At 63.7% G+C, this 26,680-nt stretch carries 24 protein-coding genes; 11 read left to right on the forward strand and 13 right to left on the reverse strand.

Annotated features, from left to right (window positions below; translation table 11 throughout):
• The first annotated feature begins 138 nt into the window (after window positions 1–138).
• Window positions 139–969, forward strand: coding sequence for a family 16 glycosylhydrolase (locus A5714_RS20295; RefSeq protein ID WP_068072161.1), 831 nt, complete (start codon window positions 139–141; stop codon window positions 967–969).
• Here the strand turns inward: A5714_RS20295 and A5714_RS20300 are convergent, their stop codons facing one another.
• Both A5714_RS20300 and A5714_RS20305 read right to left on the reverse strand, forming a co-directional pair.
• Complete coding sequence (locus A5714_RS20300; protein ID WP_068288236.1) at window positions 970–2,475, reverse strand: glycosyltransferase family 39 protein; 1,506 nt, start codon at window positions 2,473–2,475, stop codon at window positions 970–972. It abuts the gene before it with no gap.
• Between the two features lie 30 nt (window positions 2,476–2,505).
• A complete protein-coding gene (locus tag A5714_RS20305) occupies window positions 2,506–2,721 on the reverse strand; it encodes a hypothetical protein (RefSeq protein ID WP_231973861.1) in 216 nt (71 codons plus the stop codon).
• 123 nt (window positions 2,722–2,844) lie between these two features.
• Here A5714_RS20305 and A5714_RS20310 point away from each other — a divergent pair, with 123 nt between their 5' ends.
• From A5714_RS20310 to A5714_RS20320, 3 genes are all read left to right on the forward strand, one after another.
• Window positions 2,845–3,153 (forward strand): hypothetical protein, encoded by a 309-nt coding sequence (locus tag A5714_RS20310; RefSeq protein WP_068072170.1) that lies wholly within the window; start codon window positions 2,845–2,847, stop codon window positions 3,151–3,153.
• A 154-nt stretch (window positions 3,154–3,307) separates the two neighbouring features.
• The gene (locus A5714_RS20315) at window positions 3,308–3,961 is read left to right on the forward strand and encodes a GAP family protein (RefSeq protein WP_197513835.1); all 654 of its coding nucleotides are present in this window, start codon (window positions 3,308–3,310) and stop codon (window positions 3,959–3,961) included.
• Between the two features lie 51 nt (window positions 3,962–4,012).
• Complete coding sequence (locus A5714_RS20320; RefSeq protein ID WP_068288244.1) at window positions 4,013–4,687, forward strand: GAP family protein; 675 nt, start codon at window positions 4,013–4,015, stop codon at window positions 4,685–4,687.
• On the opposite strand, the gene A5714_RS20325 is transcribed toward A5714_RS20320, so the two are convergent.
• Complete coding sequence (locus A5714_RS20325; protein WP_068288247.1) at window positions 4,663–5,448, reverse strand: hypothetical protein; 786 nt, start codon at window positions 5,446–5,448, stop codon at window positions 4,663–4,665. The genes A5714_RS20320 and A5714_RS20325 overlap by 25 nt on opposite strands.
• 28 nt (window positions 5,449–5,476) lie before the next feature.
• Between A5714_RS20325 and A5714_RS20330 the strand changes: the two genes are divergently transcribed.
• On the forward strand, window positions 5,477–6,967 hold the full coding sequence (locus A5714_RS20330; RefSeq protein ID WP_068288250.1) for a bifunctional phosphatase PAP2/diacylglycerol kinase family protein: 1,491 nt from the start codon (window positions 5,477–5,479) through the stop codon (window positions 6,965–6,967).
• 36 nt (window positions 6,968–7,003) lie between these two features.
• Here A5714_RS20330 and A5714_RS20335 read toward each other — a convergent pair whose 3' ends face one another.
• The 4 genes from A5714_RS20335 to A5714_RS20350 all read right to left on the reverse strand — a co-directional run bounded on the left by A5714_RS20335 (window position 7,004) and on the right by A5714_RS20350 (window position 9,603).
• A complete protein-coding gene (locus tag A5714_RS20335) occupies window positions 7,004–7,495 on the reverse strand; it encodes a hypothetical protein (protein WP_068288253.1) in 492 nt (163 codons plus the stop codon).
• A 143-nt stretch (window positions 7,496–7,638) separates the two neighbouring features.
• On the reverse strand, window positions 7,639–7,983 hold the full coding sequence (locus A5714_RS20340; protein WP_068072187.1) for a DUF732 domain-containing protein: 345 nt from the start codon (window positions 7,981–7,983) through the stop codon (window positions 7,639–7,641).
• A gap of 252 nt (window positions 7,984–8,235) precedes the next feature.
• Entirely contained in the window at window positions 8,236–8,583 is a 348-nt protein-coding gene (locus tag A5714_RS20345; RefSeq protein WP_068288256.1) for a DUF732 domain-containing protein, read from the reverse strand.
• Between the two features lie 168 nt (window positions 8,584–8,751).
• Window positions 8,752–9,603 carry a mycofactocin-coupled SDR family oxidoreductase gene (locus A5714_RS20350; protein WP_068288258.1) on the reverse strand — a complete coding sequence of 284 codons (852 nt, stop codon included), beginning with the start codon at window positions 9,601–9,603 and terminating at the stop codon, window positions 8,752–8,754.
• A gap of 382 nt (window positions 9,604–9,985) precedes the next feature.
• Here A5714_RS20350 and A5714_RS20355 point away from each other — a divergent pair, with 382 nt between their 5' ends.
• Window positions 9,986–10,471: a hypothetical protein gene (locus A5714_RS20355; protein ID WP_082959871.1), complete on the forward strand. Its 486-nt coding sequence runs from the start codon at window positions 9,986–9,988 to the stop codon at window positions 10,469–10,471.
• Between the two features lie 277 nt (window positions 10,472–10,748).
• On the opposite strand, the gene A5714_RS20360 is transcribed toward A5714_RS20355, so the two are convergent.
• From A5714_RS20360 to A5714_RS20370, 3 genes are all read right to left on the reverse strand, one after another.
• Complete coding sequence (locus A5714_RS20360; RefSeq protein ID WP_068288261.1) at window positions 10,749–11,555, reverse strand: L,D-transpeptidase; 807 nt, start codon at window positions 11,553–11,555, stop codon at window positions 10,749–10,751.
• A gap of 256 nt (window positions 11,556–11,811) precedes the next feature.
• Window positions 11,812–13,266, reverse strand: a complete 1,455-nt coding sequence (locus tag A5714_RS20365; RefSeq protein WP_068288265.1) for a hypothetical protein — start codon at window positions 13,264–13,266, stop codon at window positions 11,812–11,814.
• Between the two features lie 306 nt (window positions 13,267–13,572).
• Entirely contained in the window at window positions 13,573–14,574 is a 1,002-nt protein-coding gene (locus tag A5714_RS20370; RefSeq protein ID WP_068288269.1) for a hypothetical protein, read from the reverse strand.
• A gap of 1,667 nt (window positions 14,575–16,241) precedes the next feature.
• On the opposite strand from A5714_RS20370, the gene A5714_RS25600 reads away from it, so the two are divergent.
• The 5 genes from A5714_RS25600 (at window position 16,242) to A5714_RS20395 (ending at window position 25,116) form a co-directional block, all read left to right on the forward strand.
• The gene (locus A5714_RS25600; RefSeq protein ID WP_082959873.1) at window positions 16,242–17,303 is read left to right on the forward strand and encodes an AIPR family protein; all 1,062 of its coding nucleotides are present in this window, start codon (window positions 16,242–16,244) and stop codon (window positions 17,301–17,303) included.
• 847 nt (window positions 17,304–18,150) lie between these two features.
• Entirely contained in the window at window positions 18,151–20,136 is a 1,986-nt protein-coding gene (locus A5714_RS20380; RefSeq protein WP_231975939.1) for a class I SAM-dependent DNA methyltransferase, read from the forward strand.
• A gap of 200 nt (window positions 20,137–20,336) precedes the next feature.
• Window positions 20,337–21,488 carry a restriction endonuclease subunit S gene (locus A5714_RS26255; RefSeq protein ID WP_156747412.1) on the forward strand — a complete coding sequence of 384 codons (1,152 nt, stop codon included), beginning with the start codon at window positions 20,337–20,339 and terminating at the stop codon, window positions 21,486–21,488.
• On the forward strand, window positions 21,485–24,526 hold the full coding sequence (locus A5714_RS20390; RefSeq protein ID WP_082959874.1) for a type I restriction endonuclease subunit R: 3,042 nt from the start codon (window positions 21,485–21,487) through the stop codon (window positions 24,524–24,526). The genes A5714_RS26255 and A5714_RS20390 overlap by 4 nt, the downstream gene beginning before the upstream one ends.
• Window positions 24,527–24,546: 20 nt before the next feature.
• Window positions 24,547–25,116 (forward strand): hypothetical protein, encoded by a 570-nt coding sequence (locus tag A5714_RS20395; protein WP_068288277.1) that lies wholly within the window; start codon window positions 24,547–24,549, stop codon window positions 25,114–25,116.
• Window positions 25,117–25,290: 174 nt separating this feature from the next.
• On the opposite strand, the gene A5714_RS26745 is transcribed toward A5714_RS20395, so the two are convergent.
• The 3 genes from A5714_RS26745 to A5714_RS27255 form a co-directional block, all read right to left on the reverse strand.
• Window positions 25,291–25,626, reverse strand: a complete 336-nt coding sequence (locus A5714_RS26745; RefSeq protein WP_082959875.1) for a hypothetical protein — start codon at window positions 25,624–25,626, stop codon at window positions 25,291–25,293.
• Window positions 25,627–25,816: 190 nt separating this feature from the next.
• Window positions 25,817–26,380 (reverse strand): hypothetical protein, encoded by a 564-nt coding sequence (locus A5714_RS20405; RefSeq protein WP_068288280.1) that lies wholly within the window; start codon window positions 26,378–26,380, stop codon window positions 25,817–25,819.
• A gap of 24 nt (window positions 26,381–26,404) precedes the next feature.
• Window positions 26,405–26,680: hypothetical protein (locus A5714_RS27255; RefSeq protein WP_231975940.1), on the reverse strand; the 276-nt coding region annotated here is incomplete at its 5' end.

The following is a 26,680-nucleotide window of genomic DNA, read 5'->3' on the forward strand; positions in this document are numbered from 1 at the left end:
CGGCGCGGCCGCGGGATCGGACCGGCGGGGCGGGATGCGAACGACCCCGGTGCGTGGTTTAGTAACACCGTTTGCGAGAGTTTCCTGGGGGTATCGCGCCCGGTTGCAGGAACGGCTTTCACGATTGGTGGGATGTAGATGGATCGTCGCAGCATGTTGTTGACGTCCGGGCTCGGCATGCTGGGGGCTGCGATGCGACTCCCGCAAGCCTGGGCAACCCCGTCCGCACCGGAGGCGCCGCCGTCGGCCGGGGGCGGTGGCCCCTACATCTTCGCCGACGAATTCGACGGGCCCGCGGGCTCACCTCCCGACCCGAGCAAGTGGACCATCCAGACGTGGCAGGACGATGTGTTCCCGCCCGTCGAGGGCATCTACCGCGACGACCGCCAGAACGTGTACCAAGACGGCCACTCCAACCTCGTGCTGTGCGCCACCCACGACTTCCTCAGCAACACCTATTACAGCGGCAAGCTGCGCGGCACCTTCCGCAGCATGATCAACCAGACGTGGGAGGCGCGGATCAAGCTCGACTGCCTGTTCCCCGGCCTGTGGCCGTCGTTCTGGGGGGTCAACGAGGACCCGCTGCCCGACGGTGAGGTCGACATCTTCGAGTGGTACGGCAACGGGCAGTGGGCCCCGGGCACCACGGTGCACGCGGCGTCCAACGGCAAGACCTGGGAGGGCAAATCCATCCCCGGACTGGTTGACGGCAACTGGCACACCTGGCGGATGCATTGGGGCGAAGAGGGATTCGAGTTCTCTCGGGACGGCGCCGAGTACTTCAAGGTGCCCAACAAGCCGATCCACGTCGCCGGCGGCGCTCCCGACGATTTCCGGTGGCCGTTCAACATCCCCGGCTACTGGATGACCCCGATGTTCACTCTCGCCGTCGGCGGCGTGGGTGCCGGTGACCCGGCGGCGGGCCAATTCCCCTCCTCGATGCTGGTCGACTACCTCCGAATCTGGTGACTACCGCTCGGCTTTGAGCACCTGCACCAGGTTGAACTGCCAGCGTTCGACCAGCCGGAACCCCAGATCGTGGGGGACCCCGAAGGCGGGCGTGGGGCCGTAGACCGGACCGGGCGGCAGCGCCGGGCCCTGTTCGTGTGCCGGCAGCGACGGATCCGCCTGCGTGATGATCCAGACAACCCCGCAGTGGCTCAACGGGGTTGCGACCACCTCTGGGATGAGGTTGGTGTCGAAGACGTCGTTGCGGTCGGTCGCCCGCTGCCACAGCGTGAGGTCGACCAGCTTGCGGTACGCGTCGGGGCGCGCCGCCAGCAGCGGGCGCATCGGGGCGGGCATGAAGGTGACGGTGTCGTTGACCAGTAGGCAGTCACCGGCGGCCGCCTTGGCGGTGATCAGGTCGGCCACCTGACTGTAGTCCATGCCGTATTTCGCGTACGGATTCAGCTGTGTCCGAACGTAGTTGGGTGCCGCGGCAACGGCGAACAGGCCGACCAGGGCGGCGGCCCGCCAAGGTCTCGAGGTGACGGCGCCGACACACACCCCGAGGACGAGCGCCACCGCAGGACCGGTGAAGGTGAGGTAGCGCGGCGTGTAGATCGGATGGACGACGGCGGAGAAGACCACGATCACCGCGGTGGGCAACGCCGCCCACGCCGCCCCCAAGAGCAACAGCTGTCGCTCTCCCGCCCCGAGGCCGGTCGCCCACAGCCAGCGCGCGATCGCCGCGGCGATCACCAACGCCGCGAGGACCGCAAACAGGGGGTCACGTTCGAAGTACTGCTGGACGACGACGTCTTCGACGGTCCGGTGTCCGACGGGCGCCACCCATTTGATCTGCGGGGTCTGCCTGACGACTCGAATCACGAACGGCACCAGGGCACCTAGCGTCAACGCTGCCGTCGCCGCGAACGGAGCGAGGCTGCGCCGATACCTCACGACGTAGCCGGCGTGCACCAGGATCAGCAGGGCCAGATAGACGTCCAGCAACATCGATGCCGCCAGAAAAATGCCGTAATAAGCCCAGCGCCAACGGCTTTCCCGTCGCGTCAGCCCGACCAGCAGTATCGTCAACCACACCGCTGCGGCCATCGAGACGGCGTACGGGCGCGCTTCCACCGCCGCCCATGTCGAACGCGGCAGGATCGCGGTGAGCACACCGGCGCTGACCGCGACGCTGCGCGACGAGAACTGCTTGCCCAACACCACAATTCCGGCCGCCGCGGCGCCCATCGCCAGCGCGCTCGGGGCGCGGGACCAGAACTCGGTGGGTGGAACAATCTGAAACCAACCGTGCATGAACAGGTAGTACAGGCCATGGACGGCGTCGACATTGCCGAGCATCCGCCACAGTTGGCCGACCGAACGGCTGTAGGCGGCCGAGACGGTGGCCGCCTCGTCGTACCAGAACGAGGGCCGGGCCGCACCGGCCAGACCTATTGCGGCGCCGAGGACTCCGATGAGCAGCGAGTCCAGCAGCGCGGGGCTTCGCCTGGTCTCGCTGAACACCTCGTCATGGTGCCAGAAGCGGGGTGTGGGTCAGCTAAGCAGCCAGACGTGCCAGAACCCGTCGGGGCCCAGGCGGCAGTCGTACCGGCTGTACAGGTGGTCGTTGTGCGTGAGCTCGACGTGCGGGGCGTCGGCCATGCAGCCGGCGTCGCTCGAGTAGATGCCGTCAACTTCGATTTCGTCGGCGTTGGCCGTGCCCGCTCCGGCGGTCAGAAGCCCGCCGAACGCCAGCAAGCCGGCAGCCATAACTCGGATCATTTCGGGGTCCCCTCGGCCGTCTCTGTCCCGTGCGAGGCGACTATATCCAGCCGGTGAGGCCGACGCGCGGTAAACGATCCAACTCCAGTTATTCGAACGTATGATCGAACGATGGCTCCGTTCGCGTCGATCGGCTACAACGGCCAACCCCTGCGCCACCCGTTTCACGTGGTGCGGCCGCCGGTCGCGGTGCTGGTCGACCTGACGGTGTTGTTCCCGCGCGAGCCACACCGGTCGGGCCGCTATCAGCCCAACGGCCTGCAGTTGCACAAGGTGGTGGAGGGGTGGCTGAGCTGCTGGGGCTTGTGCGAACAGGGCGACTGGTGGGGGCTGGTGACCTATCCCGTGGTTTACGGCGCTCAACGCAAGACCGTGACGCATTGGATTCCCGCGTGGGTGCTGCGCCGCAAGGGGCGATGACGCTTTGCCGGACCCCGCCGCGACCCACGCGGTAGCGCGTGGCGCTGTCCGCGCGCTGCCTTCGCGCCATGGTCGACGGCGGTGTCCGGCGAAGCGGTGCGCGGGCGACGGCCCAATGCGATGATTGCTGCCCGTGGACGCAAGTTGGGCCCCCGTGCTCACCAAGCTGGTGGCGCTGGCGGCGGTCGTCGCGCTCTCGCCCATCACGATCATCCCGGCCGTCTTGGTCCTGCACGCGCCCCGGCCGCGGCCGACCAGCCTGGCCTTCCTGACCGGCTGGTTGCTCGGCCTGCTCGCGCTGACCGCGGCGTTCGTCAGCGGCTCGGAGTTCCTCACCGGCTTTCACTCGACCCCGCCTAAGTGGGCGTCCTGGTTGCGCGTGGTCCTCGGCGCGGCGCTCCTCGCGCTGGCGGGCTTTCACTGGTTCACCCGGCACCGGCACCGCCGCATGCCGCGCTGGATGCGGTCGTTTTCCACTCTCACGCCGGGACGCGCGGGCGCGATCGGCGCCGCGCTGGTGCCGCTGCGGCCGGAGGTACTCATCCTGTGTGCCGCCGCGGGGTTGGCCGTCGGCAACAGCGCCCTTGGCGCCGCCGCCCAGGTCGGGGCCGCCGGCCTGTTCGTCGTCCTCGCCGCGTCGTCGGTCGCGGTCCCGGTCGTCGCCTACGTCGCCGCCGGGGACCGGCTCGACGCGACGCTGCAGCGCCTCAAGGCGTGGATAGAGGCCAATCACGACGCGATGATGGCCGTGATCTTGCTCCTCATCGGATTGGTCGTGCTCTACAACGGGATTCGCATGCTGGTCTAACTACCGGCGCGCTTCGGCGCCGCGTCGGCACGGCAATGAAAGGATGCCGCCATGGCAGGAAGTTGGGGCACGGTCTTGACCGGGCTCGTCCCCCTCGGGCTGGTCATTTCGCTGTCGCCCCTCACGGTCATCCCGGCGGTGCTGGTGCTGCAGGCGCCGCGCGCCCGGCCGAGCAGCCTCGCGTTTCTGCTGGGTTGGCTGCTGTCGTTGGCCGCGCTGACGGCGGTGTCCGTCGCCGCCTCCGGTCTGCTCGGTGGCCTGGACAAGGCACCGCCCCGGTGGTCTTCGTGGCTGCGGGTGGTGTTCGGGGTGGCGCTGATCGGCTACGGCATCTACAAGTGGGTCACCCGGCGCGCCCACACCGAGTCCCCCGGCTGGATGCGGTCTTTCGCCACCATCACCCCGGCCCGCGCGGCCGTCACCGGGGCGGTCCTGGCGGTGGTGCGCCCGGATGTCGCGCTCATCTGCGTGCCCGCCGGGTTGGGCATCGGCACCGCCGGGCTGGGTCTGGCCGGTGACTGGGCCGCCGCGGCGTTCTTTGTCGCCGTCGCCGCGTCGAGCGTCGCGATCCCGATCCTCGCCTACCTCGCGGCCGGGAGCCGGCTCGACGACCCGCTGGCACGGCTCAAGGACTGGATGGAGCGCAACAACGCCGCGCTGCTGGCCGGCGTCTTGGTGCTGATCGGGGCGATGGTCTTCTATCACGGGGTGCACGCCCTGCGGTAGCCGCCGTCGGCCAGGCCGGCCTCTTCTTCGAACTTGTTGACCACGCCCAAGCTCAACTCGCGCAACAACTCCCGGCCGTAACCGGAGAGCATGCCCAAGTAGCCGCGGTCCGCCCACTGCCGGCAGTGGCGCTCCTCGTGGTGCAGCACCCGATCCAGGGCGAGTCCGCTGGGCCGCGGCGTGCCGTCCCGATCCGCGTACCAGGCCCGCCCCGAGCGCACGATCCGGCGCAGCTGATCCTCCCCGTCGGGCACCCCACCGACGTTGACCATGAAGATGTCGCCCCAGGTGGTGCCGGCTCGCGCGCTGAACAATCGCTGAATCCAGTTGCCGCCCAAGCCAATCAGTATGCCGTTGGGCGTGCTGGCCAGGCGGCCCCCGTTGCGATGCACAAACCCGACGTCTCGGCCGTAGGTCCAGTGATTATCGTTCTGCCGCTTGGCGATTCGCGCCACTTCCGCGGCGGCATACGGGGTGGCGGGAAAGTCGGTGGGCCCATCGCCCGCCTTGCCGTAGCCGGTGCCCGCGTTCACCACGTAGGTCATCAGCGCCGCCTCGCGGGCGTGCTGGCCGGCGATGCCGCGCGGCAGGACGAAGAAGGATTTGCCATCGGGATCCCGGACCTCGGTCAGCGCGTCCAGCACCCGGAAGCTGGCCGGGCTGATCCCGTAGCGCCGGGTGATCTCGTCGACGACCGAGGAGGCAACGCCGCACCGCTCGGCGTTGTCGTGCCATCTCGTCCAATAGCCCTGTGCGTCCATCTCCAAGCACCAATTTAGGGTGTAACCAATGAACAGGCGGCCCTGGCAACGCGCGCGCGGCATCAAGCAGATCACCCGAGGGCTGGGCACGCTGGACCGGGAGGTGTTCGACGCCGTCGCCGCGACCGACACCCCGCTGCTCGACACGGTGATGCCGCCGCTGACCCGGGCCGCCGACCACTCCAAACTGTGGTTCGCGATCGGGGCCGCGCTGCTGGCCAGCGGCAACCAGAGCGCACAGCGCGGTGCGCTGCGCGGGATCGTCACGCTGGGCGTGTCCAGCCTGGTCACCAACCAGGTCGCCAAGCGGATCCGGCCGCGCCCCCGCCCGGTCTATGACAAGGTGCCCACGATCCGGCGGGTGCGGCGGCCCGCGTCGAGCTCGTTGCCCTCCGGGCACTCCGCCAGCGCCGCCGCGTTCGCCGTGGGGGTGGGTCTGGAGAACCCGCTGCTGGGTTTCGGGCTGTCGTTGCTGGCGGGGTTGGTGGGCCTGTCCCGGGTGGCGACCGGCGTGCACTACCCGGGCGACGTGGTCGCCGGGTTCGGTATCGGCTCGGGCATCGCGGTCCTGGGGGGCCGGTTGGTGCCGCCAATCGTCGAAACCGCGCTGCCCCGAACGGAACCCCTGCGGCTGCCGGCCCGCCCGCGGCCCGACGGCGCGGGCGTGGTGCTGGTCATCAACCCTGCATCGGGTGGCGGCACCGGCGCCCGCGTGGTCGACGAGGTGCGAAAGGCGCTGCCGCAGGCTGACATTCGCGAGCTCAAGCCCGACGACGATCCGGCGCAGGTGTTGCGTGGCGCCGCCGCGGATGCCGAGGTGCTCGCGGTCGGCGGTGGTGACGGCACCGTCGCGACCGCCGCGGCCGTGGCCGTCGACGCCGAGCTACCGCTGGCCGTCTTCCCCGCGGGCACGTTCAATCATTTCGCCAAGGACATCGGCTGCGACACCGTGGCCAAGACGGTCGACGCGATCCGCCGCGGCTCCGCGGCCTACGTGGACCTGGTGTGCCTCAACGACTCCGAACTGGTGCTCAACACCGCCAGCATCGGCGCCTACCCGACCTTCGTCGAGCAGCGCGAGAAGCTGGAGAAGCGCATCGGCAAGCCGCTGGCCGGTCTGTACGCGATGTTGCGGACGCTGCGCGGCGACGCGCCCGTGCGAATCCGCTACGACAACAAGACACTGCAGACGTCGCTGTTCTTCCTGGGCAATTCCGTGTACCTGCCCACCGGGTTCGCCCCGTCGCGACGCACCCGCATGGACGACGGCCTGATCGACGTGCGAATCCTCGAGACGGGCCGGCGTTGGGCACGGACCCGGATCCTGACGGCGTTGGCGCTGGGGCGCCTCGAGCGCAGCCCGCTCTATCGCGAACTGCAGGTGCCGGAATTCACGTTCAGCGCCGTGGACGGCCCGACCGTCATCGCGCGCGATGGCGAGGTGGGCGACGAATACCGGGAGGCGCGTTTCACCGCGAAATACCGTGCGCTGGCGGTGTTTCGGCCGCTGCCGGGTTAGGGACGCCCTCCTACGCCGGCCCAGGCGTCCGCGCGATCACTCATCTGGCACAGCCCGCATCGTGCGTGATGCCCGTCTGGCGCGCACGAATCTCACGGTGAACAGGCACACGAGTGGCGTCAAAGCCACACCGAAGGCCAGCATTTCCAGGCCGTCACTGTGATGCAGCCGCTGCATGGCCGCCGGCGAGTAAACACCGCGGATGATCGCATCGGGACTGGGATGCGCGGTGGGAGGCAGCGTCAGTTCGGGTGGTGTGTCGCCGGGATGGTTCAGGTGCTCCACCGAGTGCCCACCACGCAGCCCGTTGACGTGCAGCACTGAGCAGGTGTCGGAGGCGCGCATGCGATGCATCTCGCAGTAAGGACCTGCCAGGTATTGGTACGCGAGCAAGTAAGCCAGCAGGGTCATGCCGTAGATGAATACAAAAAAGCTGCCGAGGAACGCATATCCGATAGCCGTCGATAAGCGCCTGCGCCGCGCCTGGACGACCTGCGCGACACGCCGTACCTGCTCTTCCCCTTGCATCCGTACTTCATCATGACGCGTGAATGCGCGTTGTGCGACGAAGTCCGATCAGACGCGTATCCGTGCGGTACGAAGTGACGGCTCTGTTTCGTTGCTTGGCGTTAGCCAACTTGCTCCGCGTGCCGATCAAGGCATGCGCGCCGCTAGGCGTTCGGGCACAGGTCGCGCAGGGCGAAGATGACCACGTCGGCGGCCTGGCGGCCGTTGATGCCACCGTTGCCTTGGTCGGCGTCGGAGCGCTGCAACGCCAAGCCTTCCAGCTGCGTCGGCGATGCGCCCCATGACAGCTGCTGGCACAGGTCCGCGCCCATCTGCAACAGCGCATCGTCGCCGCCGTTGATGGCGTGAATGTTGGCGTTGTGCAGGTCGTTGAGGAACGAGGTTTGGTCGGCTTGCGCCGGACCGGCCCAACCGATCCCGCCGATCACCAACGGCCCGGCGACCAGCGCCCCGCCCACCAGCCGGCCATACAGCGTCCGTCCCGCCATGGCTTTGTCTCCTTTGCCCGCGCCCGATTCGGATGATGCGCTTTTCGCGAAAGCTCATCAAAACACGCCGCGCACACTAAGTCCCGCGAATGAACGGTGAACGACGAGCGGCCGGCCGGCGGGCCACCGTTGTGGTTGCGGCCCGACGTGACCGCGCTGGGCGCGCGGCACATCGGAGCTGCCGCGTGGCAATCGCCGTCGCGGCCTCAGCGCGTGCGGGTCGCGCCGCGCGGCTAACGGGCGACAGGCGCGTCAGGCGTCGGGGCAGAGGTCGCGCTGGGCGTAGCCCACGACGTCGTCGGCCTGCTGGGGTGTCAGCCCCCCGGCGCCTTGTCTTGCGTCGGAGCGTTGCAGCGCAAGGCCTTCCAGCTGTGCCGGCGGGGCGCCCCACGACAGTTGCTGGCACAGGTTCAAGCCGGCCTGTAACAGCGCGGCGTCACCGCCGGACGTGGCGTGGATGCCATCCCGGTGCATATCGCTCAAGAAAGCCGACGCGTCGGCGTGCGCGGGTGTCGCCCAGGCGATCGCGACGACCGTCAACGGGCCGCCCAACAGCGCCGCGCCGCGCAGCGATGTGGCGATGAGCCGCGGTGAAGCCACAGTCCCGTCTCCTCTGCTTGTCAACAGTTTCACTCAGCGTGTTCACTTTTATGAAACCTTATGTTCATGTTGAGTGCACTCGGAATTTCCTGTGAATGAGCTGCGCAGAGATTTGGTCGGCGCGAAAAAAAGGGCCACGCTCGCGCGTGGCCCATGGAAGGGAGGCGGCTAGTACTTCAGTTGGCCGCGATCGACGGGCACCTGGCAACCCGACAGGGTGGCCGAGCCGCTACCGGCCAGCCAGGCAATTACGTCGGAGACTTCTTCGGGCATCAGCAGGCCGAGCCGCTCGGGATCGGTGACGCCGTGCGGTTGCAGAGGCATCGGGGAGAGGCTGTGCAGGTAGTGCGGGTAGCGGCCCAGGATGTCCGACATGCCTTCGAATCCGGTCATCGGGGTTTTCACCGCGTAGGGGTGCACGGAGTTGACCCGGATCCCATATTCACCCAGCTCGAGGGCCAGGGCGTTGGTCAGACCGACGAGCCCATGCTTGGAGGCGGAGTAGTGGCCGTTGCCCGGAGTGGCCTTCAATCCCGTCGATGAGCTCACCACGATGATCGAGCCGCCGTTTCCCGCGGAGATCATCGCCGGCACCGCGGCGCGGATCGTGCGCCATGTCCCGCTCAAGTTGACGCCGATGACGGTGTCCCACTGCTCCTCGGACATTTCCCACAGCCGGTTCCAGCTCAGGACTCCGGCGTTCGCCACCACGATGTCGAGCCGCCCAAGCTGAGCGACACCGTCCGCCACGACCTGCTGCAAGGCCGTCAGGTCACGAATGTCCACCTCGCGAGTCAGCACGTCGCGGCCCGTCGATTTCACCGCGCGCGCCGTTTCGGCCAATTCGTCGGCGGTCGCGGGTGGGTAGGCGATGCTCGGCGACGCCGAACCGCACAGATCGAGGGCGATGACGTCGGCTCCCTCGGCCGCCAGCCGCACCGCGTGCGCGCGGCCCTGCCCCCGAGCGGCGCCGGTCACCAGAGCCACCCGTCCTGCGAGGCTGCCGTCACCTGGTGGCATCGGAATCCTTTCCCGTGGCAAGGAGTGACCGGGCCATGACATCGCGCCCCGCCGGACACCCGTATCACGGCTCGCCGCCCGATCGGGTTCACTCTCATCTGGCGGCGCACCGGCTCGGGCGCCTCAGTCGCCCCGAGCGCTCGCCATTCGCGGCTGGCGCGGCGTCGCGCGTCCGATTGACCCAGCTCACAACGGGTTTACGGAAGCTGTTCGAGTTGTGATGGCGTCGTGACGTCACCTTTTGGATACGACGCGGTGCGGCGCGTGTCGTGTCGCGGTGTGACTGCTGACAATTGGCGCGGTCGGGAAACGACTTCGGTACGGCTATGCGGTTCTGCTGCACCGACGATTGCGAACTATGTGAGCGCGAATATAAGGAGAGTTGACGCTGATGGCGATCGTCGATCGGTTCAACATCAAAGTGGTTGCCAGCGCGGGCTTGTGCGGAGCGGCCATAGCGTTGAGCCCGGACGCGGCAGCCGCCCCACTGATCACGGGCGGACACGCGTGCATCGAGGGGCAGGCGGGTGAGGCGCCCTTCGTCGCCGGCGCACCGGCGGCCGGCGGTGCGCCCGCCGCGGCCGGCGCCTGCGCGGCGCCCCTCACCGATATGTCCGGCGTGCCGCTGGCCGTGCCCGGCCCGCTGCCGCTGGTGCCCCCGGTGCCCGTCGTGCCGCCGGTGCCCATCGCGCCGCCGATACCCGTGGTGCCCGCCGGTGCGCCGCTGGTTGCGCTCGCCGGCCCGGCGGATGGACTCCCAGCCGCCCCGATCATCGACATGTCCGGCGTCAAGGACGTCACGACGGGTCCGGCGCCGTCTGGTGGTCCGGTGCCCGGTCAGCCGGTCCCTGCGGGGCCTGCGAGCTGACACCTCCGAATTCACCGACGGGCCCGCTGGTTTGACGCCAGCGGGCCCGCTTCTTGTTGGGCGCAGCGCCATCGTCATCGGCGAAGCAGCAGCCGCTAATGGCTTGCGGAGTGGTCCCGTGGTATCGGCCTTCGGCGCAAGGCGTGCGCCTCAGTCTTGGCAGGCGGGCACGGGAGCGCAGCTGAGGTGTCGCGCAGCCACGCGGGGTTCGATCCGCATGAAAAAGCCCCGCACCCGTGTTGCGCTTGGGTGCGGGGCTTTTCGGGTCGGGCGCTCGCTAATCCTGCACGATCACGGGATCACCGACGTTGACGTGGTTGTAGTACCACTCGGCGTCATCGGGGCTCAGGCTGATGCAGCCGTGGCTGACGTTCTCGAGCCCCAGTGACCGTAGGGCCCACGGCGCCGAGTGCACGAACAGGCCGCGGCTGGTGATGCGGACGGCGTAGTCAACAGTGAGTAGGTAGCCGTCGGGGTCGTCGACGGGAATGCCCACGCTGCTCGAATCCATGGTGATAGAGCGCTCTTTGGACAAAACGGTGTAGGACCCGACGGGCGTCGCGAATTCCGGGCGGCCCATCGACGCCGGCATCACGCCCTGCTCCCCGAAGTGGGGGCGGTGGTGCGGCGCGGGAAGCTGGGTCGGCGGTCCCGCCTCGACGCCGTCGATGCTGACGGTGAACGTGTGCTCGGAGATGCTGGCCGTACCGATGACCGCGGGACCCGTCTTGATCTCGGAGGTGGCCTCACCCACCGTCAGCGCAATCGTGCTGTGCGCCGGCCAATATCGGTCGGGCACCCACTGCACGACCTTATTGTCGAGCCACTGGAATGTGCCGGTCATGGCGGGCGTCGACTTCACCTCGACGGCCCGCTCGGCGGCGCGCCGGTTGGCAACGGGGGCGGTGAACGTCACGACGACGGGGTGGGCCACCCCGACCACTTGGCCCCGTGCCGGCGAGATCGACGCGACGGTGAAAGTCGGTGACTGATTCGCCGCGGCCACGCTCAACGCGGCCGGGCCCGCGACGACACTTGCCGCGACACCGAGCACCCCAAGAACACACCGAACAACCGCCCGCATGGCTCCCATTCCTTCTAACTGACAGAGTTGTAATACCGATGATGGTAAATCCGCTCTGACCTGCGGAAGCGCAAGGGCGCGTGTGTATTTGGGTAACACGTCGATCACGGTTCGGCAACGGCGGTTTAGGCGCGGAGTCGGGCTGAAGGTCGAGGTCAGGCGTGAAGAGCGCGCCCGCAGGTCAAGATCAGGACAAGGTGCGGACCTCGCGGGAAATGACGTGTTTCGGCTGCACTGCGTCGCCGTCCGGCGCGCGCTAGTGGTGGACCCCGGCGCTGACCGAGCCGCCGCTGCTACCGCCGGGCGCGCTGCCGGTGCCGCCACTGCGCGGGCCGCCACCGGTCTGGGTGTTGCCGCCGGAACCGCTTGGGCTGCTCGGTGTTTGGCCGTTTGCAGGCGCTCCACTGCCGGGGTGTACGCCGGGATTGTGTGCCGTTCCTTGCCCGGGTGGCTTCTGATGGGCGGGCGGTGATTGCGGTGGGGGACTTTGCGTCGGGGGCCGGGCCGGTGGCGGTGCCTGGACAGCGGGTGGGCTTGCCGGCGGATCGGGCAGATGGATAGGTGGCAGGGGGACGGGTGGCACCGACGGCAAGGCCAGCGGGACCGGCGCCGCGGGAACGGGAACGGGGGGCACGGCGGCGCCCGGAACGTCAGGCGGCGGTGCCACCGGTGGTGGCGTCAGCGCAATGGGCGCCGACGGCGCGGGCGTGACCGCCTTGGCGGTGACCACAGGCTCGGGTGCGAGTACCTGCTCGGCCGGGGCCACCAGATTGTGCAGAGGGGCGGGCAACATCCCGACTGTCGTGTGGACCCCGACCGTCAGGGCCACCTCCAGGGCCAGGGCCGCGCTGAAGCCGGCCACCGCAATCGCGCTGCCCACCAACAGCTTTGACCTGCGGACGGCTGCGGCGCGGTTGGGCAGGACGACGGTGGGGGCCTGGACGCCGTCGTCGTCGACGGCGCTGTACGCGTGGCCATCGGGACGCCCGCCACCGAGGTATGGGAAGCCGCCGGTGTCAGGGTCTTGGGCGTAGGCCAGCGCGGTGGTTGACGTGGCGAATGCGTGCGCGGACGCCAGCGCGGCCCCGCGGGCGAGCGCGGTCTCCGGCTGCTCGGGGGCGCTGACCGCCAACGTCGTCGACTCCTGCAGGCTCCGGGCGAGGGGGCCGACGTCGACGCCGTGACCGATCACCATCAGGCCACCCGGGCGGCCCGGCCCTTCGCCGAGCCCGGCCACCATGTCGGCGAGTGCGTCGGGGGTAAGGACGGGTGTCGTGTGGACTTCGGAAGCGGACCCGTCCGAGGTTTCGACCACCGCCAGCGTTGCGATGTCGGGTTCCACCAGCAACATCGCTGTGTTCTCGTAACCCCTTGCGGCGCCTGCAGATTGAGCCAGCGCAGCGGCGGCCACGAATGCCGAGACGAGCATGACGTTTTCGACCTTATGGGCGGCCAGCGCATCGCGCAGCGCCGCAGCTGCCAGCTGGTCGGTGCAGGCGACCCCCACCGAGGACACTGCGATGCCGGCGCGGTTCGCGTCGTCGCGGGTGCCGACGACGGCGGCGATCACCCGATCGGAGGCGCTGACCGTCGGCGCGTCGTCGACAAGGAATTCGTTCTCGTCAATCGTGGTGCCGTCGGCCGATTCGCCCTGCACCAGGACCAGTCGAACCGAATCGGGCGCCAGGGAAACGCCGAGCACGATGTCCATCTCGCCCCTCCCAGGCCGTGGCGACTAGCGAAGGCCCGCGCGGGGTATGGGGGCCTTACAGCAATGGTCGGGAGCGAAGCTGTATGTGATGTCTGGTGAACCTAGGTGGACATTAAGAGCTCAGACTCGGCGTCGACGGTTCAGTCGGACGAGTCTTTGCGGCGCTTCATGGGACATGCAAAGGTGACGCCGACTCCGGCGGTCCACACGCATCTGTTCGATGACGATCACCCGAAACGATGGCCGCGTTGGAAGCGATGAGCCGACCGGTTGACGCTCCCAAGTCGTGCCGAAGCGTCGCAGAAGCTAGGTGCCGTCTATGTACTGACGCGCAGCCATGATCACTTGGCCCGCGATCGGGTAGAACTCGAACGTGAACGGCGACCGAATTTCTTGGCTGCGGCTGATCGCTAGCCCACGGCTGCCGTCTATACCTTCAAACAGCGCGTCGAACTCGCGGACGGTGGCGCAGATATCGGCTATTTCCGGATACTGTATTTCGACGATTCTACGATTTGTCTTGATGAGTTCTTTAAATGCTGCGGTTTGCATCTCAACGATCACAGGGTCTTCGTCTAGCGCTTCCAGTTCAGCACGTAGTTTGGCGTTAAGCAGCTTCTTGGATTTGAGCATCACGGATCGCTTCATGTTGATCTCAAACCAGCGGAGATCCTGGCCTTCGTGCATACGGGAGTCCGTGCCAATGTCGACCGCACGCATTGAGTAATGGACCATGCAGTGACGAAGCTTGTATAGAAACCGGTATCCAAAGCAGTTGTCGTAGATCTCGCCGAACGCAACTTTCATGGCTTCGTGTTCGGGGGAGTCTTCGCCAAATTTCCGTTTCACGGCGGCATAGCTTTGCTCTTGGTGATGGTGGATGGCCGAACAGACACCGAATACACCGGTGCGCAATCTAATAGTCCAATGAATGAAATCGTCTGGCCTGATTGTCGAAATCTGGTTTTCGTACAAGGCCTTGTACGCGTCGCCAACCACTGCCATGAAATCGAGTGCAGATTGCCTAACGGTGCTGAAAAGGTTGGTGACGTGGATTTTCGACAACGCGTCGAGCGCGTCGAGATAGCGATTGAAGTCGCTTTCGGAGAGGTCGCAAACCCAGTTAGTGAGCGGCGTTGTCTCACTTCTGGGGTCGGGCTCGAAGGCGATTGCGCCGGGTTGCAAGATCAGCGGATTGGCGGGGCCGCCCGATCCCATCCGCAGCGTGACCGACGCTAGTTCCCGTTCCGGCGTCTCGCTGCTTTCGCCGTTGTCGACAGATGCCTGCGAGTCGCGGTCGTCCGACATCACCACTCCCCCTGTTGGTCTGTTGTGGAGTTCCCACGCCGTGGATGGTAGGTCCGCGCACCGACACAGCCAGCAGACGGCGTCGCGGTGACGGTCTCGCCGGGTGACGGTCAAAGACGGTCAGAAATCGATCTCAGCGGGGTGATCTTCGCGCCGATGGCGCTGAACTGGTGTTTCGTGGAGCCGATGACGGGAATCGAACCCGCGTATTCAGCTTGGCGGCCTCACGTCAATTGCAGTACACGCAAGTCTCTTAAAGACTTGCGAGGCAGAAACTTTCGGGCTTATCTAGTACGGCGAGGTACAGGTAGGTTCGTGCCAGATTGGGCGCGTTTGTGCGGGGAATGTGCGGAGCGCGCGCAAATTCCCGGGGTCCGGCGTGCTAATCGTTGTCTCGGCCAATGAAACGTGGCGGTCACGGCGTCGAGGCTTGTTACGCCTGATGTGAGCGGACGACCGCCGGTTTCAGCCGGCCTAGTGAAGCGGGCACTGCGCAGCCGAGGAGCAGACCTCGGTTGCCGGCGGCAACGAGACATGCGGGACCGGCGCGGGTAACACAAGCCCCACCCATAACATCTAAGGCAGAGAAGGGGTTGTGGGACCCGGTCCCCGACCTCTTAGAGTTATACCTGTGCCGCCGTACATGGGAGTGGATCACCGGGATTGCGAGCGAGAGTGGCCACAAGTCAGTGGTGCTCTCGATTGTGCGTCCAGGCGGTCCAACGAGGTAGGGAGATGCCGGAGAAGGTCATCTTTCAGCCGGCATGCATCTGCCGTGACTTCGGCCTGACATGGGAGATCGGCGCGCCCAACAGGCGGATCCGAATCTCATCCAGCCGGCTTCTGGTGGAAGCCAGCCCGCTGCAAGGATGAGCGCCGAGCGGACCCTGATGACTCTTGCTGGCGAGCTCCGTCTGCTCGCGCTGCCCGCGGATGTCCGTGGGTCGGCGGGCGCGCTTGGTGGCCGGCATTCATTGCTGCTCGCGGATCGGCTCCTCGACAAACGAATCGATTCTCAGCGCCGGCAGCATGTTCGGTCGGCGGGGGGCGAAGTGCGTTGAGCGGTTTCCACGTCACTCAGATCGAGACGCACCTTCGGTCAAACTCCAGCTCTGAAGACTGGAAAACGGACCTCGATGACGTGAATAACCTATCGAGGCTCCTAGCCAAGTACGCCGTGCGATTGGCACTTCCGGAGTCGGGTGAGGCATCTCAGAGCGTCGAGATCACGGACGGCGGGGGCGACCGTGGCATCGATGCCGTAGGCGTCGACGTCAACGCCAAGCTAGTAGTGCTCGCCCAGTCGAAGTAAAGGCAGGATGGCAAGGGTTCGCTTGTGTCAGGCGACGTCCTGAAGTTTCTCGACGGTGTTCGGGCACTGCTCGGGATGAAGTCAGACAGCGAGCTCGTTCACGCGAGCGCCGAGATCCGCACGGCGATCCGAGACGTATTGATTACGCCGGGAGCTCGAATTCGACTAGTAACGGTGTCGACGGCCAGCGACCGCCTGTCAGAAGAGGTGGAGCGGCCCATTCTCGGAGTTACTAGCGCAACTGAATGATCTGGAAGATGTCGACCCTATAGCTACACACGAACACTTCAACCAGGCGGACCTCTTCAGGTCTATCGTCGACAGCGGCCGCCAGCAAATCGATATTGAGCTGACGATGAGTGATTGGGGCAAAGGCAATGACCCCATGAAGGTGTTCTACGGGCGAGTCAGCGCCGCCGAGATCGCTCATTGGTTCAAGACCTACGGAACGGACCTTTTTTCAGAAAACATACGTGTTGTAATTCCGCGCTCTGATATCAACGAAGGAATTTTCGAAACAATTAAGTCCGAACCCGACAAATTCTTCTATTACAACAATGGCATTACGATGCTCGCCGACGCGATTGTAACGAGCCCTACCGCTCATCTAAATCGCGAAACCGGCTATTTCAAGCTCATCGGTGCAAGTGTCGTTAATGGTGCTCAGACTGTGTCTACCCTTGGGGCGGCGATCGGCACTGAGGCGGAAGATAATCTTGGGAAGGCTGTTGTTCTAGTCCGCTGTATCGAGGTCAAAGCTGAAGATGAAGATCTTGGTCGACGAATAACCCGCTTTGCCAACACACAGAATGTGGTCTCCAGCCAGGATTTTGCATTCCTCGACCCGCAGCAGCACAGACTGGCACACGAGCTGAAATCTCTGGGTTACGAATATCTTCTGCGTGCAGGCGAAGTGCCGAAGTCAAAGGATCGGGCCAAAGTCATCGAGGTTCGTGAAGCGGCAGTTGCCCTCGCCTGCGCCTCGTCAAATATTGGGCACGCAATGCTCGCTAAACGCGAAGTCTCACGACTATTTTCAGACCAATCGGTGTACAAAGCGCTCTTCAATCCATTGACCAGTCCCTTGCTGCTGCAGCGTGCGGTTCTCGTGTTGCGCGAAGTGGAAAACCACCTGGATGACCTGGCGGTCTTTTACAATGGTGGTCTCGATGCCGGCGTCGTCACCCATGGCGGCCGGGTTATCGCGCACCTCGTGATGCAGCGTATAACACGCGAGTCGCTTGAAGACCCAGCCTTCGATATTGAAGTTGAATTGCAGAAGATAGAAGCCGAAGCCAAATACTACGCCGACGAAATGTATATCCATTTTCCTGAAAATGCCTACCCCGGCAATCTCTACAAAAATCAGACTCGGGTGTTGGAATTGCTTCAGCGGGCCAAACTACTCCCGGCGTAGCAGATAAACCGGCAGGAGGCGCGGACTCAGGTCGACCGTTTGCTCTACACGGCACCCGGTCCAGCAAGCGCTTCGCTGGGTCGCATGTGCGACCAGATACATTCGGCCGTCGTCCGGCTTCGCCATGCCGCGCGGAACGACGGCCGCTGGGTCCGCGGCCTGCTGCTCGTCGACATACTCATCGACGAGAGCGTGATAAGCCTCGATCGCGTCGGCTTGTTCGTTTAATCGCAGGTCCCGGAGACTGGTCGCGACTGCATTCGTCTTCCGGCGCGCTGGTTCTTCGCCTGCGTGCACTGGTCCCGATCGATCAGCACGAGGTAGCTGATGGAGGGACTGTAGCTGTAACCACCGGCAAAACCGCTTACTGCGCCGTGCTTCAAGATCTCGCCGGCGCTATGCACGCCGCGGGTGCGCTCGCCAGCGTGGTGGACGCTCGACTGGTCGCCGCTGCGGGGTGGTTCGACGCCGGTACGTCGGCGGATCCGGTCGGATCGCCCCGCCCCCGGGCCGCCGCGCCGGGCCGCGGCCTCGTTGGCCGGCATCGCCGGTGCGCTCGACGTCGCCGCGACCGTTCTGGATCTGATATGAGCGGGCCGGCGCCGCGACCGCTCCCACCGGCAAAGTTCGGCATGGTCCGGCCTTGTCGCGGCGTACCTCGTCGGCGAGCCACGACTGAGGACCTAGGCGAGCCCGACTCTGCCGCTTGAGAGACCGCCTTGGCGGCCTGCCTCGCACATATAATGAAGTGGGGATTTGGCGGTTCCGCGGTACAAGACTGGCTCGTCCTGGACACCGTAAAGACACAACGCCCAACGCGACTCCGATGGTTGAAGGGGGCAAGTCTTTGGACGAGGCACAGCACAGCAGGATCGTGAGCTTTATTTGGGGTATCGCGGACGACGTCCTCCGTGACCTGTATGTCCGGGGCAAGTACCGCGACGTGATTTTGCCAATGACTGTCTTGCGTCGGCTCGACGCCGTCCTTGAGCCTACTAAGCAAGCCGTGCTCGACATGAAGAAATCCCTTGACGCGGCGGGCATCACCAACCAAGACGCGCCACTCCGGCAGGCAGCCGGCCAAGCCTTTTACAACACGTCCCAATTCACGATGCGTGACCTGCGGTCCCGCGCGTCACAGCAGCAGCTACGTTCTGACTTCGAGGCCTACCTCGACGGCTTCTCGCCGAATGTGCAAGAGATCCTGGATAACTTCGAGTTCCGGAACCAGGTCCCACGTCTGTCACGAGCCGATGCACTCGGCTCGCTAATCGAGAAGTTTCTCGACAAATCGATCAACCTGAGCCCGAAAGCCGTCGTCAACGCAGACGGTTTAGTGAAACACCCAGGCCTCGACAACCACGCGATGGGCACGATCTTCGAAGAGCTTCTTCGCCGCTTCAACGAGGAAAACAACGAAGAGGCGGGAGAGCACTGGACACCTCGCGATGCCGTCAAGCTGATGGCGAAGCTGGTTTTCCTTCCGGTCGCGGAGCAGATCCAATCGGGCACATACCTGCTCTATGACGGCGCGTGCGGCACAGGTGGCATGTTGACTGTGGCCGAGGAGACGCTGCAGCAACTGGGCACGAAGCAGGGCCGTCAGATCGCGACGCACCTCTTCGGACAAGAGATTAGTGCTGAGACATACGCCGTTTGTAAGGCGGATCTGCTTCTGAAAGGAGAGGGCGAGGCCGCTGACAACATTGTTGGTGGACCTGAGCACTCGACACTTTCTAACGACGCGTTTCCCTCGCGCGAGTTCGACTTCATGCTTTCCAACCCGCCATACGGCAAGAGTTGGAAGAGCGACTTAGAGCGCATGGGCGGCAAGACTGGCATCAATGACCCGCGCTTCATCATCGACTACGCGGGTGACCCCGAATACTCGATGGTTACGCGCTCAAGCGACGGCCAACTGCTTTTTCTGGTCAGCATGCTGTCCAAGATGAAGCACGGCACTGACTTAGGCAGCCGCATCGCCGAGGTGCACAACGGCTCAAGCCTATTCACGGGCGACGCGGGTCAGGGCGAAAGCAACATTCGGCGCTGGATCATCGAGAACGACTGGCTCGAAGCTATCGTTGCCCTCCCGCCTGGCATGTTCTATAACACCGCGATCGCAACGTATATCTGGGTGCTTACCAACCGTAAGCACGAGCTCCGTCGGGGCAAAGTGCAACTCATCGACGCCACTGACTGGTGTAAACCACTGCGCAAGAATTTAGGCAAAAAGAACTGCGAGCTGTCCGCTGACGACATTGAAGCGATATGTGACACCTTCATGGCGTTCGAGGAAAGCGTGCGCTCGAAGATTTTCCCTAACAAGGCGTTCGGCTATCAGAAGGTGACCGTCGAACGGCCGCTGCGCCTGCGGGGCATTGACCCTGAGCGCGCTTACTCACTTAAAGAAATCAAGTCCTTGAAGGCCGAGGGCCTGGTAGACGGCACGGCGCCGCCCGTCATCAGGAAGATCCATAAGGCCGGCACAGAGCCTAACCCGCTGCGTGGACTCTTCGAGGTGATCTTGTCTGGCAAGCCACGCGTCGTTGAGTACGAGCCGGACAGCGACCTGCGCGACAGCGAGCAAATTCCGCTTACCGAGTCTGGCGGCATTGACTCCTTCATCAGACGCGAGGTGCTGCCGTACACCGCTGACGCCTGGTACGACCCATCCAGCATCAAGATCGGGTACGAGATCAGTTTTGCCCGTCATTTCCACAGGCCCGAGCTGATGCGCAGTCTGGATGAGATCGATACGGACATTCGTGCGCTTGAAAAAGAAACCGACGGGCTGCTTGCTGAGCTGTTAGGTGATGGCCCGGTCGAATGAAACAGGAACTCTTAGAACCGTACGCGGGTTATCAGCCATCGGGAGCGGACCTTATCGGGAGTTTTCCCTCACATTGGCAAGTGCTCCGCGCCAAAGTCTTGTTGCGAGAAGTAGACGAGCGCTCCCAAACGGGAAACGAGGAGCTATTGTCCGTATCGCATAAGACAGGTGTCACGCCAAGGCGCGAGAAGAATGTCACAATGTTTCTCGCGGAGTCCAACGTCGGCGCTAAGCTTTGCCGACCCGGAGACGTTGTCGTCAATACCATGTGGGCTTGGATGGCCGCAGTTGGAGTCTCGAAAGACTACGGGCTTGTAAGCCCATCGTACGCTGTCTACCGCCAGCGGAGACCGGGACTTTTCAGCGACAAATATTTGGACGAACTTCTGAGGACGCCGAAATATCGCGCGGAATACTTAGCCCGTTCTACCGGTATTACATCCTCGCGTCTACGCCTGTATCCCGATGAGTTCTTGACAATTCCAATTCCAGTTCCGCCTCCCGATGAACAGGCTGCTATAGCACGATTCCTCGTTGATGTAGACGGGCGCATTCGCCGCTACGTTCACGCCGCTCAACAGCTGGTTAGCCTGTTGAAGGAGAGGCGGCTTACGATCACGCACCAAGCACAACTATCGAGCGGTACACACGAATACCGCATCGGCGTTGTAGCGGGCCAGATAGAGCGACCAGTCAACCGCGAAGACGATGAAGTTTATGTCCCGATAGGCCTCTATAATCGAGGTAGGGGAATCTTCCATAAGCTGCCCACGAAGGGAGCGGAGCTCGGGGATTCACGGTTTTTCTGGATCGAGGAGGGTGATCTAGTACTCAGCGGCCAATTCGCCTGGGAAGGGGCAGTTGCTCTCGCTGATGGAAACGACCATGGTTGCGTTGCCAGTCATCGCTATCCCATTCTACGTGGAAAAACAGATATTGCCGAGTCTGCCTACCTGTTGTCGTTCCTACAAACGGGTTGGGGACAAATGCTCCTAAATCATCACTCCAGGGGCGCAGCTGGGCGCAACCGACCTCTGAACATTAGATCCCTTATGAAGGAGAAAATTCCGCTGCCAGCGCTTGCTGTCCAGTCGAGAATTGCAAATCTCGTTCGATTAGAGTCCCTGATTAAGAAAAAGATGACAGACCAGACTAAGCACCTGCACGAGTATCGCACTCGAATGGTCACAGATGTCGTCACTGGACAGGTCGATGTCCGTGAAGCAGCATCAAGGCTGACGGAGGAAATCGAAGAAGCCAATGAGCTCCCGCTAACGGATGAGCTGCTCGAGGGCGGGGATGACGCCGACTTGCTGTCAGATGAGCTAGCTGACGAGGAGATAACGGCATGAGTACCGATCTCAGCGAAAAAGGTTTAGAGACGCTCATCGTTGAGTACATGACCTCTCCTGCGGGCGGTTGGCTCGCAGGCGATCCCAGCGACTATGACCGTGAGTATGCGCTGGATCTTGCCCAACTCGCCGCCTTCTTGCGGGCGACACAGCCGGCCGCGGCTGACAGCCTCGACCTGGACGAGGACAACCCTGCCCGTCGTAAGTTCCTAGCCCGGCTCCAAGGAGAGGTCACCAAACGCGGCGTCGTCTCTGTGCTGCGCGATGGCGTGAAGCACGGCCCACACCAACTTGACTTATTCTTCGGCTCCCCTTCGGCCGGCAATCCGTCGGCAGCCGAGCGGTATGCCGCGAACCGTTTCAGCATCACACGACAACTTCGGTACAGCAAGGACGAAGCGCAGCTTGCCCTCGACCTCTGCCTCTTCATTAACGGATTGCCCGTCGCCACTTGCGAACTCAAGAACAGCTTGACGAAGCAGACGGTGGAGGACGCTGTCGAGCAATACAAGATGGATCGCGATCCACGTGAGCTGATCTTCCAATTCGGTCGCTGCGTCGCGCACTTCGCTATAGACGATCAGGAAGTGCGCTTCTGCACAGACCTTCGCGGTAAGCAGTCCTGGTTTCTCCCCTTCAATCAGGGTTGGAACTGTGGCGCCGGCAATCCGCCAAACCCCGATGGTTTGAAGACCGATTACCTATGGCGCCGCATACTTTCGCCCGGCGGGTTTACCGACATTTTGGAGAACTACGCGCAGATCGTCCGTGAGAAGAACCCGAGGACGGGCAAGACGCAAGCCAAGCAAATCTTTCCCCGGTACCACCAGCTCGATGTCGTTCGACGCCTGCTCGCTGACACTATCGCGAACGGGGTCGGGCATCGGTACCTCATCGAACACTCGGCGGGTAGCGGCAAGTCGAACTCTATAGCTTGGCTAGCGCATCAGCTGATCGGCTGCAAGCGCGATGGAACCGAAGTCGTCGATTCAATCATCGTCGTCACCGATCGGATCCTTCTCGATAAGCAGATCCGCGACACGGTTAAGCAGTTTGTGCAGGTATCAGCAACCGTTGGACACGCAGAGCGCTCGGGGGACCTCAAAGCTTTTATCGAGGCGGGCAAAAAGATCATCATCACGACAGTCCAGAAGTTCCCGTTCATCCTTGACGAGATAGGTAGCGAACACCGACACCGACGGTTCGCCATCATCATCGATGAGGCACATTCGAGTCAGGGCGGAAAAGCTTCGGCCGCAATGAGCAAGGCTCTATCGGCGGCCGGTGGCGAGGACGATGACGAAACAACCGAGGACAAAATCAACCGGCTCGTCGAGGCGCGCAAGATGCTGCCCAACGCCAGCTACTACGCGTTCACAGCAACACCCAAGAACAAGACGCTCGAAATTTTCGGGGAACCTTACGCAGAGGATGGCCAAACTAAACACCGACCGTTCCACGCGTACACGATGAAGCAGGCCATCGAGGAAGGCTTCATAGTCGACGTGCTCCGCAGTTACACCCCGGTAGATAGCTACTACAAGCTTGTTAAGACGGTGGAGGCTGATCCGGAGTTCGACGTAAAGCGCGCCAACAAAAAGCTCCGGCGCTACGTGGAGGGCAACGACCACGCCATCCGGCTCAAAGCCGAGATCATGGTCGACCACTTCTACGAGCAAGTCATAGCACTCAAGAAGATCGGTGGTGAGGCCCGTGCCATGGTCGTGACGGGCAGCATCGAGCGCGCTATTCAGTACTTCCTCGCTATCCGGACATACCTCGCGGAGCGCAAGAGTCCGTACCAAGCCATCGTCGCGTTTTCGGGTGAGCACGACTTCCGAGGTGAGCTCGCTAGCGAACCGATCCTGAACGGCTTCCCCAGCAGCCAGATCGCCGAGCGCATCCGTGAGCACCCGTACCGATTCCTCGTCGCCGCGGACAAGTTCCAAACCGGCTATGACGAGCCGCTATTGCACACGATGTACGTCGACAAACCATTGTCGGGTGTGATGGCCGTTCAGACGCTATCGCGACTCAATCGAGCCCATCCGCAGAAGCACGACGCGTTCGTCCTGGACTTCCAGAACAACTCGGGCGCTATCACAGCTGCGTTTGCTGACTACTACCAGACGACCATCCTCAGCGAAGAGACGGATCCGAACAAGCTGCACGACCTCGCGGCTGACCTCGATGACTACGAGGTCTACAACGACCAGGCGATCAATGCCTTCGTCCAGCTGTATCTCGGAGGCGCTGAGCGGGATCAACTGGATCCGATTCTTGACGCATGTGTCGCCACCTACAAGGAGCTCGACGAGGCCGGCCAAGTCGACTTCAAGAGCAAGGCAAAGGCATTCGTTCGAACCTACGGCTTCCTCGCGTCACTACTTCCCTATTCGAATGCCCACTGGGAGAAGCGGTCGATTCTTTTAGACTTCCTCATCCCGAAGCTACCTGCGCCCCAAGAGGACGATCTGTCCCGAGGGATTCTCGAAATCATCGACATCGACAGCTACCGCGTGGAGAAGCAAGCCTCGATGCAGATCGCGCTTCCAGACCAAGATGCGGAGATTGGGCCGGTACCGACCGCGGGAGGCGGCGTGCAGCCCGAAGCTGAACTGGACCGCCTGAGCAACATCGTTAAAGCCTTCAACGACCAGTTCGGGAACATCTCGTGGACGGACACGGACAGGGTGAGACGCCTTATAACGGAGGATATTCCAGCTCAGGTTAGCTTGGACCCCGCCTACCGTAATGCCAGGGTAAACAGCGACAAGCAGAACGCTCGGATCGAGCACGACAAGGCTCTCGGGCGCGTGATGAATGCCGTGCTAAAGGATGACACCGAGCTGTTCAAGCAGTTCAGCGATAACGAGTCATTCCGACGCTGGATGTCGGATTCGATATTCGCCATTACATATGAGGACGAACGATCGCTTGTAAGCCGGGGCAAACGTTACCTCGAGAAGATGACAGAGCCACTAATCCTGACTCCCGAGGATGAGAAGGCACTCCAACAGCTACTCGGGCTTTCGTAGGCTCCCGGCGAGACTAGGCGATGACATGGATCGTCCGGCATGCCACGGTCGGCGACAAAGCGGCGCTCTCGAACTTTGAGTGCGATTCTGGGGCTGACTGCGTGTGCGCCCCGCAAGGTGGGAACGTCCACGAAAGTGATGTTGAGGCCTATCTCAAGAGCCAAGCGCTCGATGCGATGGAATGGCGCCAGCCGCACAACGACCATAGGTTGCTGCTGCTGATGGATCCGGAGGGGCGTCTCGCGGGGGCCGTGGCGCACGAGGAATTGGAACTCTTGGTAGAGGGCACCGAGGTCGCAGCGCGAAGGCTCGTCGTGATCGGTCTTCGGCGAGACTTGCAAGGACGCTGGATGGCAGACCACCGTCTCTCGTCCCATTTACTCGCTGCGGGTGTCCATGATCTAGCGATCGAGCCGCCGAAATTCCTCGTCGCTCGCGTAATGACATGTAATACGCGTTCCCGAAACCTTCTCGCACGGCACCGCATCGAGATGGAGGTGTCTCACCGGGATCCTGCGTATATCGACCTTGTCGGGCTCTACGATCGGGTCGTGGAATCGCTGCCGCCGCCACTATGGGGCATGACCTGAGGCGTTAATTCGCTGAGCTTCCACAGTGCTGATAAGGCCGGCATCACGGCACCTCCTCCACACGAACCGCTTCCGGGCATCGAAAAGCACGAAGTCCGCGTGGTCACCTGGATGGCCGTTCGGGGCACCGCCGGCACTAATTAATTCGGACCGCGAAGCGGAACCGTTGCGCGTTCAGATCATCGATTCATCCCACGGCTCGTCGGGCGTCGAGGCGACCGCCGACGTCGGGCCCGACGCGGACGAGCCGGCGCCCGCAGCGAGGTCGATCGCCTGGATCTTGGCCGCTATGTCCATCTGCTGCCGAATCAACGCCGCAAGCGCCGGTGCTGGCGTCTTTGGGTCGTCGATCGCCTTCGCGATCCGATTGCGGAGCGCGACGAGCATCTGACGAAGATCACCACTCGCCGCGGCCGCCACCACCGACTTCGCAACCGTCTTTCGCTGCGGCGCCCGCTTCGCCGGCACGTTCTCGCCCGCCCTGACAGCGTGCAGCTTGCGCTCGGTCACGTGTCCTTGGACGTCCTTTCTGCTCGCAAAAAACTGGAGGGGGAGCCGGCCGCCTATGCCGGGAAAGGCGGCTGGGTGGAGGGGGGGGGGGTGAGTGGGGTGGGTACCTTGCGGCCGGCAGTGGATGGAAGGAACCGGACACTTTCGTTCGTGCCGGCCGCGGGGCTGTCTGGCGGCGGGTACCGGTTGGCTACCAGCCGCCCCGGAGTGATGTGGCCATGGTGGCGTACGACAGGATTGCGCCGAACGCGTCGTACTCCTGCAGCTTGGCTAGGTCTTTGAGTTGGTCGCTGGCGCTCGGGTTTTGCTTGACGTACTGGTCGATGATGCTGCTCCAATGGTATTCGAGGGCTTTGGCCAGTACTGCGGCGGCGAGGGTCTTGTCGTCGGAGCGGATGGCTGACGCGAATACCTCGCCCGCTTCGTCAGCTTGGATGAGTCGCGCTGCGCGGTCTTGTGCGTCGCGATAGGCGATGATCTGGCCGGGATCGCTGCTCGTCACGCTGGAGAGCCCGAACAGCGACTTCTCAAGTGACTGCCGCTTGGCGCTGATGAGCTCCTTCTCCTTCTTGCGAAGATCGCTGAGTTTGGCACTCACCTGTGCGTGCTCGCTGTCGAGTTTGGCCCGCTTCCCGGTGTCTGTGAGGGTGTTGTCGGCGTCGAGTAGGTCGATGGTGCGGGCCCATCGGCTCTGAATGTTCGCAGCCTGCTTGCGCAGGTCGGCGATCTGGGATTCGAGGTTTGCCAGAGACATTGCGTGGTTTCCTTTCGGGGTGGTTTAGGCCGAGGCGCGGCCGGTGGTGAGGGTCCACAGTTCTTGGACGGTGACCGCGATTGGGTGCTCGCCGTCCCAGACTTTGATGAAGGCTTCGACCACAGAGGCCCATCGGTTGTCGACAGCTACGCGCAAGATTTCGACTTGCACGAGGTTGCTGTCGGCGCACTGTAGTAGCTCGCGCGCCGCGTTCTCCGTGTGGAGAGCCGCCACGACTCGGTTAGGGACAACCCTTCCGAAAAGGCGGGAGTACAGGAAATTGATGCGTTCCGCGGTGGC

This window comes from Mycobacterium sp. E2462 (assembly GCF_001672685.1).
Lineage (GTDB): Bacteria > Actinomycetota > Actinomycetes > Mycobacteriales > Mycobacteriaceae > Mycobacterium.